Source organism: Pontibacter sp. YIM B11418, from assembly GCF_059278805.1.
Window position 1 is genome coordinate 480621 of sequence record NZ_JCAEMH010000002.1, and the last position, 18523, is coordinate 499143.

20 protein-coding genes are annotated in these 18523 nt (G+C 47.6%); 17 read left to right on the top strand and 3 right to left on the bottom strand.

Features of this window, described 5'->3' with window-relative positions:
* Positions 1 to 13 precede the first annotated feature (13 nt).
* The 15 genes from yidC to AC4QZR_RS06545 all read left to right on the top strand — a co-directional run bounded on the left by yidC (position 14) and on the right by AC4QZR_RS06545 (position 14466).
* Positions 14 to 1855, top strand: coding sequence for a membrane protein insertase YidC (gene yidC, locus AC4QZR_RS06475; protein WP_494480169.1), 1842 nt, complete (start codon positions 14 to 16; stop codon positions 1853 to 1855).
* Between the two features lie 105 nt (positions 1856 to 1960).
* A complete protein-coding gene (locus AC4QZR_RS06480) occupies positions 1961 to 2560 on the top strand; it encodes a hypothetical protein (RefSeq protein ID WP_494480170.1) in 600 nt (199 codons plus the stop codon).
* A 14-nt stretch (positions 2561 to 2574) separates the two neighbouring features.
* Entirely contained in the window at positions 2575 to 3069 is a 495-nt protein-coding gene (locus AC4QZR_RS06485; RefSeq protein WP_494480171.1) for a DUF6438 domain-containing protein, read from the top strand.
* 544 nt (positions 3070 to 3613) lie between these two features.
* Positions 3614 to 4441 (top strand): YsnF/AvaK domain-containing protein, encoded by an 828-nt coding sequence (locus AC4QZR_RS06490; RefSeq protein ID WP_494480172.1) that lies wholly within the window; start codon positions 3614 to 3616, stop codon positions 4439 to 4441.
* A 151-nt stretch (positions 4442 to 4592) separates the two neighbouring features.
* Complete coding sequence (locus AC4QZR_RS06495) at positions 4593 to 5126, top strand: YsnF/AvaK domain-containing protein (RefSeq protein ID WP_494480173.1); 534 nt, start codon at positions 4593 to 4595, stop codon at positions 5124 to 5126.
* Between the two features lie 300 nt (positions 5127 to 5426).
* Positions 5427 to 6107 (top strand): metal-dependent hydrolase, encoded by a 681-nt coding sequence (locus AC4QZR_RS06500; RefSeq protein ID WP_220624247.1) that lies wholly within the window; start codon positions 5427 to 5429, stop codon positions 6105 to 6107.
* A gap of 7 nt (positions 6108 to 6114) precedes the next feature.
* Positions 6115 to 6897, top strand: a complete 783-nt coding sequence (locus AC4QZR_RS06505) for a ParA family protein (RefSeq protein WP_220624246.1) — start codon at positions 6115 to 6117, stop codon at positions 6895 to 6897.
* Positions 6898 to 6909: 12 nt separating this feature from the next.
* On the top strand, positions 6910 to 7827 hold the full coding sequence (locus tag AC4QZR_RS06510) for a ParB/RepB/Spo0J family partition protein (RefSeq protein ID WP_494480174.1): 918 nt from the start codon (positions 6910 to 6912) through the stop codon (positions 7825 to 7827).
* Positions 7828 to 7836: 9 nt separating this feature from the next.
* Positions 7837 to 8502: a DUF5683 domain-containing protein gene (locus AC4QZR_RS06515; RefSeq protein WP_494480175.1), complete on the top strand. Its 666-nt coding sequence runs from the start codon at positions 7837 to 7839 to the stop codon at positions 8500 to 8502.
* Positions 8499 to 9215, top strand: a complete 717-nt coding sequence (dapB, locus tag AC4QZR_RS06520) for a 4-hydroxy-tetrahydrodipicolinate reductase (RefSeq protein ID WP_494480176.1) — start codon at positions 8499 to 8501, stop codon at positions 9213 to 9215. Before AC4QZR_RS06515 ends, dapB begins: the two co-directional genes overlap by 4 nt.
* Positions 9216 to 9233: 18 nt before the next feature.
* Positions 9234 to 10334 (top strand): signal peptidase I, encoded by a 1101-nt coding sequence (gene lepB, locus AC4QZR_RS06525; protein WP_494480177.1) that lies wholly within the window; start codon positions 9234 to 9236, stop codon positions 10332 to 10334.
* Positions 10335 to 10519: 185 nt separating this feature from the next.
* Positions 10520 to 11632: an outer membrane beta-barrel protein gene (locus tag AC4QZR_RS06530; RefSeq protein ID WP_494480178.1), complete on the top strand. Its 1113-nt coding sequence runs from the start codon at positions 10520 to 10522 to the stop codon at positions 11630 to 11632.
* A gap of 107 nt (positions 11633 to 11739) precedes the next feature.
* Positions 11740 to 13131 (top strand): IPT/TIG domain-containing protein, encoded by a 1392-nt coding sequence (locus AC4QZR_RS06535; protein ID WP_494480179.1) that lies wholly within the window; start codon positions 11740 to 11742, stop codon positions 13129 to 13131.
* A 169-nt stretch (positions 13132 to 13300) separates the two neighbouring features.
* Entirely contained in the window at positions 13301 to 13666 is a 366-nt protein-coding gene (locus tag AC4QZR_RS06540) for a DUF2200 domain-containing protein (RefSeq protein ID WP_494480180.1), read from the top strand.
* Positions 13667 to 13695: 29 nt separating this feature from the next.
* Positions 13696 to 14466, top strand: a complete 771-nt coding sequence (locus AC4QZR_RS06545; protein WP_494480181.1) for a LolA-like protein — start codon at positions 13696 to 13698, stop codon at positions 14464 to 14466.
* A 204-nt stretch (positions 14467 to 14670) separates the two neighbouring features.
* Here the strand turns inward: AC4QZR_RS06545 and ung are convergent, their stop codons facing one another.
* Positions 14671 to 15333, bottom strand: a complete 663-nt coding sequence (gene ung, locus AC4QZR_RS06550) for a uracil-DNA glycosylase (RefSeq protein ID WP_494480182.1) — start codon at positions 15331 to 15333, stop codon at positions 14671 to 14673.
* Positions 15334 to 15431: 98 nt separating this feature from the next.
* Here ung and apaG point away from each other — a divergent pair, with 98 nt between their 5' ends.
* Entirely contained in the window at positions 15432 to 15818 is a 387-nt protein-coding gene (gene apaG / locus AC4QZR_RS06555) for a Co2+/Mg2+ efflux facilitator ApaG/CorD (protein ID WP_220624232.1), read from the top strand.
* Between the two features lie 234 nt (positions 15819 to 16052).
* On the top strand, positions 16053 to 16838 hold the full coding sequence (locus tag AC4QZR_RS06560) for an O-methyltransferase (protein ID WP_494480183.1): 786 nt from the start codon (positions 16053 to 16055) through the stop codon (positions 16836 to 16838).
* Here the strand turns inward: AC4QZR_RS06560 and AC4QZR_RS06565 are convergent.
* Positions 16835 to 17611 (bottom strand): DUF695 domain-containing protein, encoded by a 777-nt coding sequence (locus AC4QZR_RS06565; RefSeq protein WP_494480184.1) that lies wholly within the window; start codon positions 17609 to 17611, stop codon positions 16835 to 16837. The two genes, AC4QZR_RS06560 and AC4QZR_RS06565, sit on opposite strands and share 4 nt — an antisense overlap.
* Positions 17612 to 17683: 72 nt before the next feature.
* A complete protein-coding gene (kdsA, locus tag AC4QZR_RS06570; protein WP_494480185.1) occupies positions 17684 to 18493 on the bottom strand; it encodes a 3-deoxy-8-phosphooctulonate synthase in 810 nt (269 codons plus the stop codon).
* Positions 18494 to 18523: the final 30 nt, after the last annotated feature.

The following is an 18523-nucleotide window of genomic DNA, read 5'->3' on the forward strand; positions in this document are numbered from 1 at the left end:
TTATTTTCATTAGATGGATAGAAATCAAGCTATTGGCTTTGGATTGATTGCCGTGCTCCTGCTGGCTTACTCCTTCTTCTTCGCGGGTACGAACGAAGAAGCCAACACTCCGGCATTTGACCAGACAGCCAAGGTAGAGCAGGCGCAGGTGGGGCCTGCTGTTGTCGAGGACGACTCGCTGGCGCAGGTGCGCCGTGCAGCCGCCCTGGGTAGTTTCAGCGCAGCCGGAACCGGCGAAGCCAGCACCACCACCCTCGAAAACCAGAACATAACTGTTTCTTTTAACAGCAAAGGCGGTCAGGTAGAGGAAGTGGTTCTGAAGAATTACAAAGATTACAAAGGCAATACGCTGGTACTTTTTGACAAGGAAAGCAGCAAGACAGATGTACAGTTCACTACCAATGACGGCAAGAACATCCGCCTGTCCGACCTGTATTTTTCGCCATCGGAAGTGCAGACGGTGAACGTGGGCGATGTGCCTGCCAAAACCATCACCTACCGCGCCGACCTGGGCAATGGCCAGACCATCGACCAGATCTATACCTTGGTGGACAACAGCTTTGAAGTAGGCTACAAACTGGATTTCAAAGGCCTCAACAACCAGATCAGCGGCGAGAATGTGACTATGACCTGGAACGATCAGCTGAAGCAGTTGGAGAAAGACATGCCGCAGAACAGGGCCAAGTCTACTATCAACTACTACACAGCCGACGAGAGCTTCGATCACCTGTCTATTTCGGAAGGTACGGAAACGGAAACCATTTCGGAGCCGATGAAGTGGGTAGCCAACAAGCAGAACTTCTTTACCGCGGGCATTATCGCCACCAACACCTTTGCTGGCGCTAAACTGGAGTCCGTGACCGATCCCGCTGATTCCTTGGTAGTGAAAGCGCTGAACTCCCAGATTCTGATCCCGACGGCTGACCTGCTGAGCGGCAAAGGCGAGTTTACCTTCTACTTCGGCCCCAATGATTACAAGATCCTGAAGCACATGGGCAACGAGTTCAACAGGAACCTGGACTTGGGTTGGGGAATCTTCTCATATGTGAACAAGTGGATCATCATCCCGGCATTCGACTTCCTGGAGAACTACATTGGCAACTACGGCATCATCATCATCCTGCTGGTGCTCTACATCAAACTGATCCTGCTGCCGCTTACCTACAAGTCGCACATGTCGATGGCGAAGATGAAGGTGCTGAAACCGGAGATTGACGCCATAAAAGAGCGCAACGACGGCGACATGCAGAAGACACAGATGGAAACCATGAAGTTGTACGGCGAGATGGGCGTAAACCCGCTCAGCGGATGTATCCCGATGGTGCTGCAGATCCCGATCCTGTTTGCGATGTTCAACTTCTTCCCGAACTCGATCGAGCTGCGCCAGGAGGCTTTCCTGTGGGCAGATGACCTCTCAACCTACGACGTGTTCGTGAACCTGCCGTTTACCATTCCGTTCTATGGTGACCATGTGAGTATGTTCACGCTGCTGATGACGGCTTCCACTATTCTCTATACCTGGTCGAACAACCAGATGAACGTCTCGATGCAGGGCCCGATGAAGTACTATATGTACATGATGCCGATCATCTTCATGTTCGTGCTGAACTCCTTCCCAGCAGGTCTTTCTTTCTATTACTTTGTGTCGAACATGGTGACCTTCGGTCAAATGGCTTTGATGCGTAAGTTTGTGGACGAAGACAAGATCAGAGCCAAACTGGAAGAGAACCGCGACAAGCGCAAAGACAAGAAGAAAACGGGAGGCCCGTCGTTTACCGAGCGTATGCAGGAAGCCATGCGTGCCGCCTCTGAAAAAGAGCAAGAGCGCCGCAACAACCCGAAACTGAAGAAATAAGCACCTCTGTGCTATACCTGACAAAAAAGCTCCGAAGCAATTCGGGGCTTTTTTGTTTGACCCTATTGCCGGTTTTGCGTATAGGCCTATACCTATATTGATACCATGCGAAAGAACCGACTACCCCACCTCCTTCTGCCCCTCTCTTTTGCGGCGATTTTGGGAGCAGCCTGTCAGCAACAGACAGAAGAAGAAAAGACAATTGCCAGCACACACCCCAAACTGGAAGAGCGCCTGCAACGTGACTCCTTGCGAGGGCCTGACACCTTGGAACAGAACCCGGAAATATACGAGCGCTACCGCCTGCGCATGGATGCCTATCAGAGCGACGAGGCATTTCGGGTGCAGGAGGCGTATCGGGGGCGCCTGGCTCCTCTGGATGAAGCCAGCCATACCGACGCCCGCCAGTTCCGCGAAGCCCTGCAGGAGGGCCTGAAACAAGGTATAAACTTTGCCGGCAGGTATACGGTGGTCACGATGGAATGTGGCCCCACTTGCCAGGAACATTATGTGGTAGACCGCCAGGACGGTAAAGTGCTCGACAAGTTACAGAGTAGCACGGGTGCGCAGTTTAGTCCGGATAGTCGGATCTTTATCGTTAATCCACCCGATTCGTCCCACAATTACGTAGAGTGCCCCTACTGCGAGCCGGCCGCTTATGTACTGGAGGAGGGCAAATTCCGTAAACTACCCCAGGGACAATAACCGAATTTACCGTTATGCACACTCTGCTATACCTGCTGAAACTGGGACTTGGCCTGGGACTGATATTGGCGACTGGCTGCAGTGCTGCTCAGAACAGTAATATGCAATCACCGGGTGCTCCATTGCTGCACTTCCAGAAAACGCCTTGTCTCGGCACTTGCCCCTCCTACGAGGCGACCATTCTGGAGAATGGCAGCATCCGCTACACGGGGTATAGCGATGTTCCGGTCATCGACACTGTGACCTTTACACTCTCGAAACGGCAACTGGAAGAGCTTCGCCAGGAGATATTGCAACTGAACTATACCTCGCTTAAAGATACTTATCTTACCAATTGGAGCGACATGCCCTCCACGATCACAACTTTTTACGAGGCTGGCAAAGAAGTAAAACGCGTGAAGCAGGAAGAAGGAGGACCTAAACTTCTACTGGACTTCCAGGAGAAAGTCCATACCCTGATTATGGGCTTAACTGATGCGGAAGCAAAGAGAAGGCTTCCCATCCGATAAAGGCTGAGAAATAAAAAACAACTCCCACCCATCTCATTTTTTTCTCATCCCCCTGTTCTTGCAGCCATCAAGTCCCGAATGGTTGCCTGATACCGCGGCAGCCCCATTTTCACCCGCTGTATCTTAATAACACTAGATTTAAATATAGGACAAACTCGTGTTGTTGTTTTGAAAAATCAATAACCAAACCCTATTAAGGCCGTAAAAAAATACAGCATCAAGACAAAGAGCCCTATTTGAAAATTAATATTTATTTATGCTATATATTTAAATTTTTAAATAATTGACTACGATAAGTTTTAATTCAATATAAGCTATATACACATGAAATAGCTCTCTTCGGGATTCTGAATTTAACAAAATGATAGCACCACATTTTATTGGGACACTTGGATTCCCATACGGGCACAAGGCTCAATTGCAGCTTAGATCTTAAAACGAAACAAGGGAAATAGATTTTCCAGCAGATGATCATATTGGGGTTGTGAAGTATCCCGGCTTTACAAAGCAAATTACTTCAATGTACAATTTAACACACAGAACTATGGAACGACAAACCGTGATTGGTATTTTTAAAGAAGGTATAGACGCACAGGCTGCGGTGCAGAAGTTAGAAAGCACGCACCATATAGGCCGTGATAAGGTAGATATAGCAAACCCTGCCTCTGCTTCAGCGAAGCATGTGGGCGGTAGTACAACAAATAGAGACAACGACGGCGTAAGTGGTTTCTTCGGATCATTATTTGGCCAGAACGACGACGCCAACAAACATACACAGGCAGCCCGCAAAGGTTGGGTAGTAACGGTACATGCCGATTCACGCCAGGAAGCGGAGCGAGCAGCCGAAGTACTGGATTCTTGTGGTGCCGTGGACGTGGACGAGCATACTAGTCCGCAAGCGGGTTTGAACAGACCGCCACAGGGCACATCACACACCGAACAGTCCGGGGATTTGAATCAGACGATTCCGATTATGGAAGAGCGCCTGAATGTGGGAAAACGCGAAGTAGAGCGTGGTGGCGTGCACATGAGAAGTCGCATCGTAGAGCGCCCGGTAGAAGAGCACCTGCGTTTGCGGGAGGAGCACCTTGACATTGAACGCAACAAGGTGAACCGACCAGCTACCGACCGTGACTTCCAGAATTTCAAGGAAGGAGAGATCAATATCACAGAACGCGCTGAGGTACCTGTTGTGAACAAAGAGGCCCGCGTAGTAGAAGAGGTGAAGATCAGCAAGCACACAGAAGAGCGTGACGAAACCGTAAGAGGTACCGTACGCAAAACCGATGTTGAAATAGATAAACAAGATCGGGATAGAGATCAGAACCTTCGCACCCCGGGCAACAAACCCGGTAGCCCTCGGAATATTTAGGGAGATTTTTTGTAGTTAAGGCAAGAGGCAGTCATCATGTGGCTGCCTCTTGCTTTTTTATAGAAGTGACGTTGGCTATTAACAAGCAGAAAGTCAGGAACTATACCTTGCCACGCCCGTAGTAAATTGATGAAACTAGGTCCCATACACTATGAACAAGAAAACAGATAAACTTAAATCGGAATTTGACGAGAAACTGCGCCAAGACCAGTCCACCCCCCTGGAAGGACGTGACATACAAAATGAGTATATACCCGATGATCGGGAAAAACTGGATGTCGACATTGAATACAACAAGACCATACCAGTGATAGAAGAGCAGGTGCGGGTGGATAAAGAAGTAAGGGAAACAAGCAGCGTACACATTGCCAAAGAGGTACACCGCGAAAATGTGGACCTGGACCTGCCCATCATACACGAAGAAGCAGAAATTGAGCGCGTTGAAATAAACCAGTATGTGGATGTGGCTCCTCCACCTGTGCGTTACGAAGGCGATAAAATGATTATACCTGTGCTTAAGGAAGTGCTAGTCGTAGAGAAACGTTTGCTGGTGGTAGAAGAAATTCATGTGACCAAAAGACGTACCGAAGAGCATAATACCGAGCACGTACAGCTGCTGCGGGAAGAAATACGCGTCGAGCGGAAGAGAAGTAGCCCGGAAGGACCCGAACGCTCCTCTCATTAATCGGAGCGGATTAAAATATATAGTTCCACGGAACGTTATGGATGAATCGAACCCAAGAAGCGAGCGGGTCCGGCAGCTTACCAGGCAGTCGGACCCACTTGCGTTTATATCGCTTAAAATGCGCCTATTCCCTGACTAGCCCCTTCTCCGGCAGCCCGTCCCAGAATGTGGATAACCCCCAAAATCGTGGATAAAAATATACGCCTCAGCGCGTGGAACATCATAGGTCCTGTGTAAAAAAATGTATCTTTGTAAAAGTTCTATACCCGGAATGGGCTAACAGATTAAAAATTGCAAACAATGGAAATAACGTATTACGGACAATCCTGCTTTCTTTTCAAAATCGGTGAGCACCGCATTCTATTCGACCCGTTCATCTCTCCCAACGAGCTGGCTAAGGACATTGACGTAGACAGCATCAAGGCAGATTATATCCTCCTTTCGCACGGTCATCAGGACCACGTGCACGACGCTGAGCGCATTGCTAAAAACAACGGTGCCACCATTGTAGCCAATTTTGAGATCGTGAGCTGGTATGAGGACAAAGGTATAGAAAAGACCCACCCGATGAACACCGGCGGTAAGGTAACCCTGCCGTTTGGCACCGTGAAAATGGTGAACGCCGTGCATTCCAGCTCGTTGTCGGATGGCACGTACGCAGGTATAGCAGCCGGTTTTGTGGTGGAAACAGAGAATCAGACATTTTATTTTGCCGGTGATACGGCCCTTACCTACGACATGAAGCTGATCCCGGAGCAGTTTGACCTGGATTTTGCTTTACTGCCGATCGGCGACAACTTTACCATGGACATCCACGATGCCCTGGTAGCAGCTGACTTTGTGCAGGTAGACAAGGTGATTGGTATGCACTACGACACTTTCCCATATATCGAAATCGATCATGAGGAAGTGAAAGAAGTGGCACAGATGGCCGGCAAGGAACTAATATTGATGGAGATAGGTCAGACTATAAACCTATAATTTGTAGATGGGAAAAATAATAGCGGTTGCAAACCAAAAAGGTGGCGTAGGCAAGACCACCACAGCCATAAACCTGGCTGCGAGCCTGGCAGCCCTCGAGTATAAGACATTGCTGGTTGACGCAGACCCACAGGCAAACGCCACATCGGGACTCGGCTTCGATCCGGCCAGTATTAGCAGCAACATTTACGAGTGCATGGTAGGTGAAGCGAATATAGAAGATATCATCCTGAATTCGCCTAACCTGGAAACGCTTGATTTGGTGCCTTCGCACATTGACCTGGTGGGCGCCGAGGTGGAGATGATCAACGTACCAAACCGCGAGGAGAAGATGCGTGAGGTGTTGGGTCCGCTTAGAGAGCTATACGATTTCATTATAATTGATTGTTCTCCTTCGCTGGGCCTGATTACGGTGAACTCGCTTACGGCTGCGGACTCGGTACTGATACCGGTACAATGTGAGTATTTTGCGCTTGAAGGCTTGGGGAAGCTGCTCAACACGATAAAAATCATTACGACGCGCCTGAACACGGAGCTGGCTATCGAGGGCATTTTGCTGACGATGTATGACGTGCGACTGCGTCTGAGCAACCAGGTAGTGGAAGAAGTAAAAACGCACTTCCCGCAGATGGTATTCGACACCATTATACCTAGAAATGTGAAGTTGAGCGAGTCTCCGGGCTTCGGCATACCTGCTATACTGTATGATGCAGAAAGCAAAGGGGCTGTGAGCTACCTGAACCTCGCCCGTGAGATAGCAGAGAAGAACAGCGTTGCGCTGGCGAAATAACCTTACGATTCCATGTCCGATAACAAGAAACAAGCAGCAGTACGCAAAGGCGGTCTCGGCCGGGGCCTTGGCTCTCTTCTGGAGGGTAACAAATACACCGGCAAAACTGCCGAATCTACCACCATTAACGAAGTCAATACCATCGCAGATATAGCCATTGACCAGATACAGACGAACCCCTTCCAGCCCCGCACGCATTTTGACCAGACGGCGCTGGAAGAGTTGGCTGAGTCTATCCGCATACAGGGCATTATTCAGCCTATCACCGTTCGTCAGCTTGATCAGAATACATACCAGCTGATATCGGGTGAACGCCGTTACCAGGCCGCCAAAATGGCCGGCCTGACCGAGATTCCGGCTTACATCCGCAAGGCCGACGACCAGCAGATGCTGGAGATGGCCCTCATCGAGAACATTCAGCGCGAGAACCTGAATGCGATCGAGATTGCCCTCTCCTACCAGCGTCTTCTGACCGAGTGCAGTTTGAAGCAGGAGGAACTGGGTGACCGCGTAGGCAAGAAGCGCACGACCGTTACGAACTATCTGCGCTTGCTCAAGTTGCCGCCGGATATCCAGATCGCCCTGCGCGACAACGTGATCAGCATGGGCCATGCCAGAGCCCTGATCAACATCGATACCATCGACAAGCAGTTGGAAATCTTCCGCAAAGTAGTGGCGGAAGAGCTGTCGGTGCGTAAAGTGGAGGAACTGGTTCGTAACGTGCAGAATGCGAGTAAAAAGCCTGATCCGCAACAAAAACTGGTCTTCAGCAAGTATGATGATGAGTTGAAGGGCGTGGAGAAAAAGCTTTCTTCGCAATTTGGCACCAAAATACTAGTGAAGGCCAACAACGACGGCAAAGGTGAAATCAAGATTCCGTTTGTGTCGGTGGAGGAACTGAACCGTATTCTGGAGATTCTGAACTACTAAGAGAACAGCATGAGGTTAGCGCCAGGTATAGCTTTATTGGTGGGATTGCTCTTTTCGCAGCTGCTGCCGTCGCAGGCCAAGGCGCAGGTGGTCACATCCGGCCCGGACTCGGTGTTGGTCATAACCTCTGAAGTGGATACCGCGCAGCAGAAGCAGTTTTTCCTGAGCGGCTTCAAAAACCTGGGGCGGCCCGGCCGCGCGGCGCTTTTCTCGGCTGTTATACCAGGCGCGGGCCAGGTATACAACGGCGCCTGGTGGAAAGTGCCCATCATTTATGCCACCGGCGGTGTGCTGGGCTACTTTATCATCGACAACAACAACAAGTACCAGGACTTCCGGACGGCTTTGAACATACGGACAGGGCGCAGCGACCAATTCGTTCAGGTATACGACGCGTATTATTTTGACAGAATATACGGTGCCGATGTGCCCGTCGGAACCAAGAACCTGCGTTCGAGCCGCGACTTTTACCGCCGTAACCGCGACCTGACCATTATTATATCGGTGCTGGCCTACGGTATGCAGATAGCAGAAGCGTATGTGCACGGCCACCTACGCGAATTTGACGTGAGTGACAACCTGAGCTTGCGCGTGCAGCCCGACGTATTCCGCACGCCAGCCTCCAACGGCATTACGCCCGGACTTACCCTTACTTTATACACCCGAACTAAATGAGAATCCTGTTGATAGGCTATGGCAAGATGGGGAAAACCATTGAGCAGATGGCCCTTGCCAAAGGCCATCAGATAGCCGGCTCCATCGACCATACCAACACTGAAACGCTGCAGCAATACAGCTCGGGAAATACGGATGTTGCCATTGAATTCACCCACCCGGAAGCTGCTTTCGGCAATATTTCTTACTGCCTAAAGCAAGGTATACCTGTGGTTTCGGGCTCTACTGGCTGGCTAGACAGGTATAACGAAGCTGTATCTTTGTGCCATGAAAACAAAGGCGCTTTCTTCTATGCATCTAATTATAGCGTGGGCGTTAATTTGTTTTTCCATTTTAACGAATATATTGCCAGTAAAATGCAGGCCTATAAGGAATATCAGGTGTCAATCCGTGAGATTCACCACCTCCAGAAGGTCGATAAGCCGAGCGGCACAGGTATAACTACTGCCGAAGGTATACTGGCCAACTACCCTGCCCTGCAAGGCTGGGCGGCTGACGATGATTCAGATAAGTCGAAGCTTAACATTATTTCGGAGCGTGAGCCGGATGTGGTAGGTACCCACATTGTGACTTATGCATCAGAAGTAGACAAAATAGAACTGGGCCACATTGCCCATAGCCGTGCCGGTTTTGCCGAAGGTGCCCTGATGGCAGCCGAATGGCTCAAAGACCGCCAGGGAGTTTACGGCATGAAAGACATGCTCAACCTGTAGAAACAAAACACTTTATAAATGAAAGTAAAGTTTTGGGAGAAGAAGCCCGTTAGTAAGGAGCCTAAAAAGAAAAAGAGCTTTGCACGTGAGTGGGGTGATGCCATCCTGTTTGCCGTTATAGCGGCCAGTTTAATTCGCTGGGCTACTTTCGAGGCCTACACCATCCCGACACCTTCTATGGAGAAAACCCTGTTGGTAGGGGACTTCCTGTTTGTAAGCAAGCTGCACTACGGTCCGCGCACTCCGATCACGCCGCTGCAGGTGCCGCTCACGCACCAGACCATCTGGGGCACCAACATCCCCTCCTACTCTGACGCCATTCAGCTGAAGTCATACCGACTGCCTGGCTTTTCTGAAGTGAAGCGCAACGATGTGGTCGTGTTCAACTACCCACCGGAGGAGCATCATCCGGCTGACCTGCGCACCAATTACATCAAGCGCTGCATCGGTATTGCCGGCGACTCCATCGAGTTGCGCAACATGCAGGTATACATCAACGGCCAAGCTGCTGAGAATCCGGAGAAGATACAGTACAAGTACTTCCTCTCTACCGAGCAGCGCCTGGCAGAGAAATTCTTCCTGGAGCGTGACATTACGGATGTGATCCAGTGGCAGGGCGGCTACATTGTGGACACTTCCCCTGAGAAAGCAAAGGCCCTCGCCCAGCTCGATTTCATTAAAGACGCTACGCTCCTGATGGACGAGTCGGGTAAAGGTGATGCCGAGGTGTTCCCGCATGTGCCGAGCAAGTACGAATGGAACAAAGACAACTTTGGCCCGCTTTACATCCCGAAAGAAGGCGCCACAGTGGCCATTACGTCTGAAACACTGCCTTTCTACGAAAAGGTGATCGTGGGTTACGAGCGCAACGAAAACGCCGAGGTACGTGACGGCAAGCTATACCTTGATGGTGCCGAAGCCACGAGCTATACCTTCAAGCAGGACTACTACTTTATGATGGGCGACAACCGCCACAATTCCCTCGACTCCCGCTACTGGGGCTTTGTACCCGCTGACCACATTGTGGGCAAGGCCGTTATGATCTGGATGTCCACCGACCCATACGGCGGCTTCCTCGACAAGATCAGATGGAGCCGACTGTTTAAGACGATTGAGTAAGGTATAGGTATAGGTATACGAAATGAAACCGCCAGTTCTGAAAGGAGCTGGCGGTTTTTTGTTTTTAGGGGTGATGATTTTTATATCTAGAATACTGTATATTTGGTATGGGGGTTTATTCAATAGTAAAGGTATACCTCCAAACCACCCCTTTACACAAGATCACTTTCAGAACGAAGAATTAGATGAGAAAAATGAAGAGCTGGTTGATTACTGCAATCCTTATTTTATCGATTCATTGTGCACACTCCCAGAAAAGTGATTACATCATGACTGATACTTTAGTAAATGTTGGAATTAAATTGAAAGCAGGAACCCCCAAAGAGAATGCGCAATTTGTACGAATGAAAAAGGGAGATAGTGAAATAAGTTATTCTGCTGAAGAATTGATAGAATATGGGTTCAAAAATGGCACGGTATACCTATCTAAGAATATTTCGGTTTCCGGACAGAATAAAAAGGTCTTCCTAGAACGACTTGAACATGGAAAAATTACGCTCTACTATTTTATCGGAGAAGGCATTAAAACATATTTTCTGGAAAAGGATAGTGCTGTTTTTGTTGAAATATCTAAGGAAGATTTTCGAAAGCACCTACTAGAACATACAAGTGACTATAGATGGAAAGGTGAGCAGGTGCGGCTGGTCAAATACAATAAGAAATCGCTTTCCCAACTTATTTCGATGTACAACAACGGTAATAATCGGCCATTGCCTTATCCACGATTTGGTGTAATTGTAGGGTACAGCAGAACGTCATTGAATGTACCTGCAGGTATGTCGAAAGAACACCTCAATGAAATTTCTTTCGTCCCTGGTGCGTCAGCCTTATTTGGAGTTTTTGCCGATCTCCCTATTGAACGTAGTTACTTTTCTTTAAATACTGGAGTTAATATTACAAAAAACGGCTTTTCAGTTAATTCAGCTTCTCCTCAATCTGATATAGATGTTGTCATTAACACGACTTCTTTGAATATACCGGTATTGTTGCGTTATACGCTGCCAACTTTGGCCTGGAGACCATTTATTAATGCCGGAGGCTCTTATTTATATCACCTGACAAATAAGAGCAGTGTATACAGATCTTCTATTGATCAAAATGTAATTACAATCAACAAGGCTGATCAGCAGCCACTAATCTCTACAAGTATGGTCGGCTATTCTCTGGGAATAGGATTGCAACGCAATTTAGATTTCAAAAAAATTGCTGCGGGAGAGCTTAGGTTTAATCAATTTCCTGGAAATGACATTACATTTCAAAAAACACAATTAGAATTTATAGCTAGCTTTTCCTTTTGATAATGAAACCTCCAGTAAGCAGGCTTACTATATTATTCCTTGGACTCATTTTTCTGGTAAGATGCCAGGATGCAGAGATCGCACCAAAGGAATACCCGATTGTTTTAATGGAAGATGTAACCGCTTCTGAGTCTGGTGCAAAGTTCTCCGCTAATGTAAAAAGCCTAGGAAACGAAAAGGCTTCATCTCATGGGTTTGTATGGGGAAGTCATCCAAACCTAAGTATAGATGTTGATGATTTTAGAAATATTTCTACAGAATTAGTAACTGGGAAATTTGTGCTGGAAATTAACTCCGGCTTAGTGAAGGGTCAAACTTATTATGTTCGGCCATTCATCCGAACTGAAAGCATGCTTGTCTACGGTTCAGAATTGTCCTTTACGAGCGAGGGAAGTAAACCACCTGAAGTTCATGATTTCCATCCTAAGTTCGGTTCAGCAGGCACAAGCGTTGAAATTACTGGAATAAATTTTGGATTCTCAGCTAAAAGCAACACTGTATTATTTGGGCGACATGTTGCAAAAGTTGATTCGGCTACAGCTACAAAAATATACGTCAAAGTACCTAAAGTTACGGAACCCGAACAAGTAGACATCACAGTTATAACTGCTGGTATGCCTGCAAATTCTAAGGATAAATTTGATCTATATTTCCCTTGGTTGAAGCTAAACTTTACACATGACATAAATCCTGCTTCGACAACATTCACCATTGGTGACAATGCCTATATTCTTAATCCAAACTCATCAACTGGATTGAAGTTTAACTCATCAAATAAAACCTGGCAAACATTATATTTACCACACAGTACAGGCCGATATCCCAAAGCATTTACCATTTCTAACAAAGGCTATGTCTTACTAGAAAATGGTTTTTATGAATACAATCCGAACAGCGATGGTTGGATTCAGAAGGCAGATTTTCCGGATAAAATTGAGCGTGATGACTACGCCTTCACCTTCAGTTTTGATCAAATGGGATTTATAGGATCATGCTATAGAAATCAAAAATTATGGTCATACCTTCCGAATAGTGATACATGGATTCGAAAAGCAGATTTCCCGGAAGATTTTACCAAAACAACTAGCCCAGTATGGGGAAATTTTTCGTTTACAATTGAGAACTCAGGTTATCTGGGAATCAGTCAAACGGCATTTGCATTTAATACTTTTTGGAAGTACGATGCTCTCTCAGATTCATGGGAAAGAAAAAAGCCACTCCCGTCTGATGCATATAATTCTTATGCATGTATGGTAATTGATGGTGCTGCTTATGTGGGACTTGGAAGTAATTTTGAATGGGGAGATGGTTATGTTTCTAATAAAATTTGGAAATATGATCAACTCAATGATAGTTGGATACAATTTCAAAATTGTCCTACAAGCATGGCTGTTAATACAAGTTTTGGAATAAACGGCAAAGGGTATTTATTATCCGGCTCCACTAAATATTCTAGTTCATTAAGAGAAATTTGGGAATTCAATCCTATCAAAAACTAAAAAAAGAATCGAGCAATATTTACTTACTGTCGACATGGAGCCCTTTACGATCAGTCAAAAGGGAGTTACTTTTAAGCGCACTCTATTAATCAGTCGATTATAACTCTATCAACCTCCCAACTTTTAAATTACGGGCTTAACTGTTCAATCAGCAATTACAACACAAAAGATGAAGACAACACCTGAGCACAATGAACGCATAGCCAAGATGACTTTTGCGTCGGTTTATCCGCATTACATCACAAAAGTTGAGAAGAAAGGCAGAACAAAAGATGAGCTGCATCAGGTGATAAAGTGGCTGACAGGCTTTGATGATAATAAACTTCAAGAACTGATCGACCAAAAAGCGACGTTTGAAACATTCTTTACGCAGGCAGAATTGAACCCAAATGCTCACCTCATAACAGGAGTGATCTGTGGTTACCGTATCGAAGAAATTGAAAACACGCTGACAAAACAAGTCAGGTATTTAGACAAGTTGGTGGACGAGTTGGCAAAAGGTAAAAAGATGGAGAAAATTCTGAGAACCGCTTAAAAACCTAATGAATAAAACCCGATAAAACCGTGAAAATAAACCTAATCTCCCGCATTCTATACCTGCTTCTCCCCTTCCTCACTCTAGCTTGCACCCAAAAAATGACAACAACCGCTACTAAACCCCAAACCGGACAGCAAGTGATCGAGGCCATGTACCGCCACTGGGAAAACAAGTGGTATCCGAACTTTGCCTTCGACCAGCGGGCTATTTTCTATAAAGATGATCAGGTGAGCCGTGAAGAGATCTGGCAGGAAATTTACAGCTATCCCGCCAACCTGCACATCCGCTTCGATGGCTTTGAGACGGGCAACGGCGTGATCTACAACCAGGACACGGTCTATACCTTTAAGGAAGGCAAGATGGTGAACAAACAGTATTCCATCCACCCGCTCGTGTTGCTGAGCTTCGATGTGTATTTCTACGATCCTGCCACTACCATCAGCAAGGCGCAGGAATTGAACTTCGACCTGAGCCAGTTTACGGAAGCTACCTGGCAGGACCGCGATACCTATGTGGTAGGCACAACCGACCCGAGTGACCAAAGTCGCAGTCAGTTTTGGGTAGACAAAGAGAACCTTTACATGGTGCGCATTCTAACGAACAGCAACGGCGTAGCACGCGATGTGGAGATGAACAAGTACCAGGAAATAGAGGGGAATATGGTGGCGACGGAGATCGTGTTCAAAAACAACGGCCAGTTGTTTCTGCGCGAAGAGTACTTCAACATCTCCTTCCCTAAAAAAGTGAACCCAAGCTGGTTTGACCCGGCTCAGTTCTCGACTGCAAACTGGAAGTAAGGTATACAGTGCGAGCGTCCTCGCTCGTGACCAGGTATAGAGGGACCTGTAGCCCCTTTTACTTTATGTTTGGCTTTATTGTCATTTCGAGCAAAGGGAGAAATCTGGATCACATGTAGCATTCTACAATTATCCAGATCTCTCCTACCGTCGAGATGACAAAATGTGGTTCGAAACATTAAAGGAATCAGGTATAAAAAGCTTTTACCAATCAATTGGCTCTTTGCCCTGTGCTCTCAGGTATTCATTGGCTTTGCTAAAGTGATGCGTGCCGAAGAAGCCGCGATCGGCGGCGAAGGGTGATGGGTGGGCTGCTTTGAGTACCAAGTGCTTGCTTTCATCAATAAAAGCGCCTTTTTTCTGCGCATAGGCTCCCCACAGCATGAACACGACACCGGTTTTCAGGTCATTCACTTTGCGGACCACGGCATCGGTAAACTCTTCCCAACCCTTTTTCTGGTGCGAACCTGCATCACCGGCACGCACTGTCAGGGTAGCGTTGAGTAAAAGAACGCCTTGCTCCGCCCAGCGTTCGAGATTTCCGGTAGTCGGCAGATCTTTGCCGAGGTCGTTTTTGATCTCCTTGAAAACGTTGACCAGCGAGGGAGGTATACGCACACCATCCTTCACCGAAAAAGCCAATCCGTTTGCTTGATTAGGTCCATGATAGGGGTCTTGTCCTAAAATAACTACTTTTACCTGATCAAACGGGCAGTGTTCAAAAGCATTAAAGATCTGGTTACCGGGCGGGTAAACTTTTTGTGAGGTGTACTCGTCTTTAACAAATGACACAAGGTTTTTGAAATAAGGCTTTTCAAACTCATCTTGCAGGATTTTCTGCCAGCTTTCTTCTATCTTTACATTCATGCTAGTCTGTAGGGGTATGGGGTTTGACTGGTAACAGGTAGCAGGCCCCAGAAGGCTATACCTGAAACAGATTCTAATTATACAAAAAACTCTGTAACATGGATACAAAAACTACAGAAGGAGTAAAAGTAACGGTCACGACCAACTACCTGCCCGATTACTCCAGTCCGGTACAGCAGCACTTCGTATTTGCTTATAAGATCAGTATAGAGAATAACAGTGAGTTCACGGTGAAGCTTTTGCGCCGCCACTGGTACATACACGACGCCACCGGCACGATGCGTGAAGTGGAAGGAGAAGGTGTGGTAGGCCAGCAGCCCGTGCTGGAGCCCGGCGAGTCGCATGAGTATGTGTCAGGCTGCAACCTGAAGACAGGTATGGGCAAAATGCGCGGTACTTACCTGATGGAGCGCATGGTCGACGGCAAAAAATTTCATGTGACTATACCTGAGTTTTCGCTCATTGTTCCTTATAAGCTGAACTGATGGTTGTATTGCTGTTTTCGCTATACCTGTTTAATTGCTGATTGTTGATCTCGCTATACCTACATATTTGTTAATTGCTTAATTGTTAAATCCTCCATACCTGAATCAATTGTTTCATTGATAATTCGGCTATACCTTTAAATTTGTAGTTTCTCACAATCTGTGGTTATCACAGAAGGATTGCTTACATAGTGAAACAACAATTCAACCATCAACAATTTAACAATTCAAAAATTGCTCCCCTTCCACCTTGCGGCAAATTACCTGCTCTACCGCCTCAGGGCTTTTAAGCTGCACGGCGTTCACTCCCCTTTCGTTTTTGATCTTTACCAGAACGTGATTCTGCACGAAGGTGACTATTATTCATATGCCCTAATTGAGGAATTACGCAGTGCACTGCTTCTTGAAGATCGCGCTATACCTGTCACAGATTTTGGGGCAGGGCCTAAGGCTGGACTGAAGAAAAACCGCAAGATCAGCTACATTGCCCGCACTTCTGCCAAACCCGCCAAATATGCGCAGCTCCTTTTCAGGCTGGTAGCACATTTTCAACCTACCACTATTTTTGACTTGGGCACTTCTCTTGGCATCACCACCTCATACCTGGCAATGGGAAACAAAGAGGCAAATGTCTATACCTTCGAGGGCTGCCCGTCCATCGCAATGGAAGCGAAAACAAATTTTGAAAAGCTGGGTCTGCAGCACGTGCAGCAGGTGATCGGCAACCTGGATGATACACTGCCGCAGCAACTGCAGCAAGTGGAGCAGTTGGACTTTGCCTTTTTTGACGGAAACCACCGCTACGAACCCACCATGCGCTATTTCGAAGCCTGCCTCAGCAAGCACCATGAGAACAGCGTGTTTGTGGTAGATGATCTGTATTGGTCACCCGAAATGAAGCAGGCCTGGCAGGAAATCAAGCAGCACCCGCAGGTATGCCAAACCGTCGACTTATTCTACATCGGGCTAGTATTCTTCCGTAAAACGCAGCCGAAAGAGCATTTTACGCTGCTGTATTAATCGTTCTCCTTCACCACCTGCGCCTGCCAGCCGCCATACACGCCCTTAAACTCCTCAGCTAACTGCCAAAGCCCTAAGGTAGTTGTATGGATTTCTTCTTCGGTAACAGCCTGTACTTTTGCTATCACGACGCTGAACGGAACATCTGTCTCATTTTGGTTCTCACCCTCCTGCACCAGGGCATAGCCCGCTCCTTCTGCCTCGCTTTTAAAAGCCGCACGGTCCCCTTCCGTTGCGAAACTTATGAAGTGCGACACTGGGCGTGGAATGTAGTGTTCGTCTCCCTGCTCCTCCATCATGCGCAAAATGCGGCTGTTTTTGATACTTTGCATATCAGCAGGTTCCGGGAACAGGAAGTCCAGGTATAGGCCCCAATCCGGGTCATGGAGGGTGTTGGAAGCGAAGGTATAAGCCGGAAATTGCTGCATGATGTTGGTGGCGATCACCTCGGGCAAAGCCTCCTGTCCGCTGTAGAAATAAAAGCTGCGTTTGCCGTCGTGCAGCAGTTTGCCCACAAAAGCGGCCTGCAGCGAGTTCTGAAACTCCTCCACCAGCGCTTCTTCTATCGCCTCCAGCTGCTCCCACTCGGCTTCATCTTCCGGAAAGCCGTCTTCGTCAGGTTGCTGCAACGCGACAACCAGTTCAAAAGCACGGTCTTTATCAGGTATAGGAGCCAGATTTTCGAAAGCCAGATCGATACTCACACAGGCCGGACACTCGTTAATATCACAGAAATAAACTTCCCACTCGGGGGTATGGGCAGGTATGGTCATAGGTATAATCTAAAGAAATAAGGAGAGCATCAACCACCGTCAATGCTCTCCTTTTATACGTTTATCAGCTTTTTAGCGAATAGCCTGACGGATGCGTACCAGTTTGTTGAGCAGATCTTCGAGCTGGTCCAGCGGCAGCATGTTGGCTCCGTCTGACTTAGCCACAGATGGCTGCGGATGCGTTTCGATGAACAGACCGTCGGCCCCAACAGCAATGGCGGCTTTGGCAATGGTTTCGATCAGAGCTGGTTTGCCGCCTGTCACACCGGAGCTTTGGTTCGGCTGCTGCAACGAATGGGTCACGTCCATCACTACTGGCACGCCATTCGTCTGCATTTCAGGCAGGTTGCGGAAGTCCACGATCATATCAGAATAGCCAAAGCTGTTACCACGGTCAGTCAGGATCACTTTGTCATTTCCTGACTCGCGTACTTTGTCCACAGCAAAGCGCATGGCCTCACCGGAGAGGAACTGTCCTTTTTTGATGTTCACCACCTTGCCGGTTTTAGCAGCAGCTACGAGCAAATCGGTCTGGCGACACAGGAAAGCCGGGATCTGCAGCACGTCCACATACTCAGCCGCCATGGCTGCTTCGTTGCTTTCGTGAATGTCGGTAACGGTAGGGATGTCAAAGGTCTGGCTTACTTTCTGTAAAATGCGCAGCGCTTTTTCGTCGCCTATACCTGTAAAAGAATCCAGGCGGGAGCGGTTAGCTTTGCGGTAAGAGCCTTTAAAGATCAGCGGAATCTCCAGTTTATCTGTGATCGTAACAAGGCACTCGGCGATCTGCAGGGCCATTTCCTCGCCTTCAATTGCGCAAGGCCCAGCCATCAGGAAGAAGTTGCCGGAGCCAGTATGTTTTAATTTCGGTATTTCGAACATGGTTAATTGCTTGGTTTATACCTTTCGGTC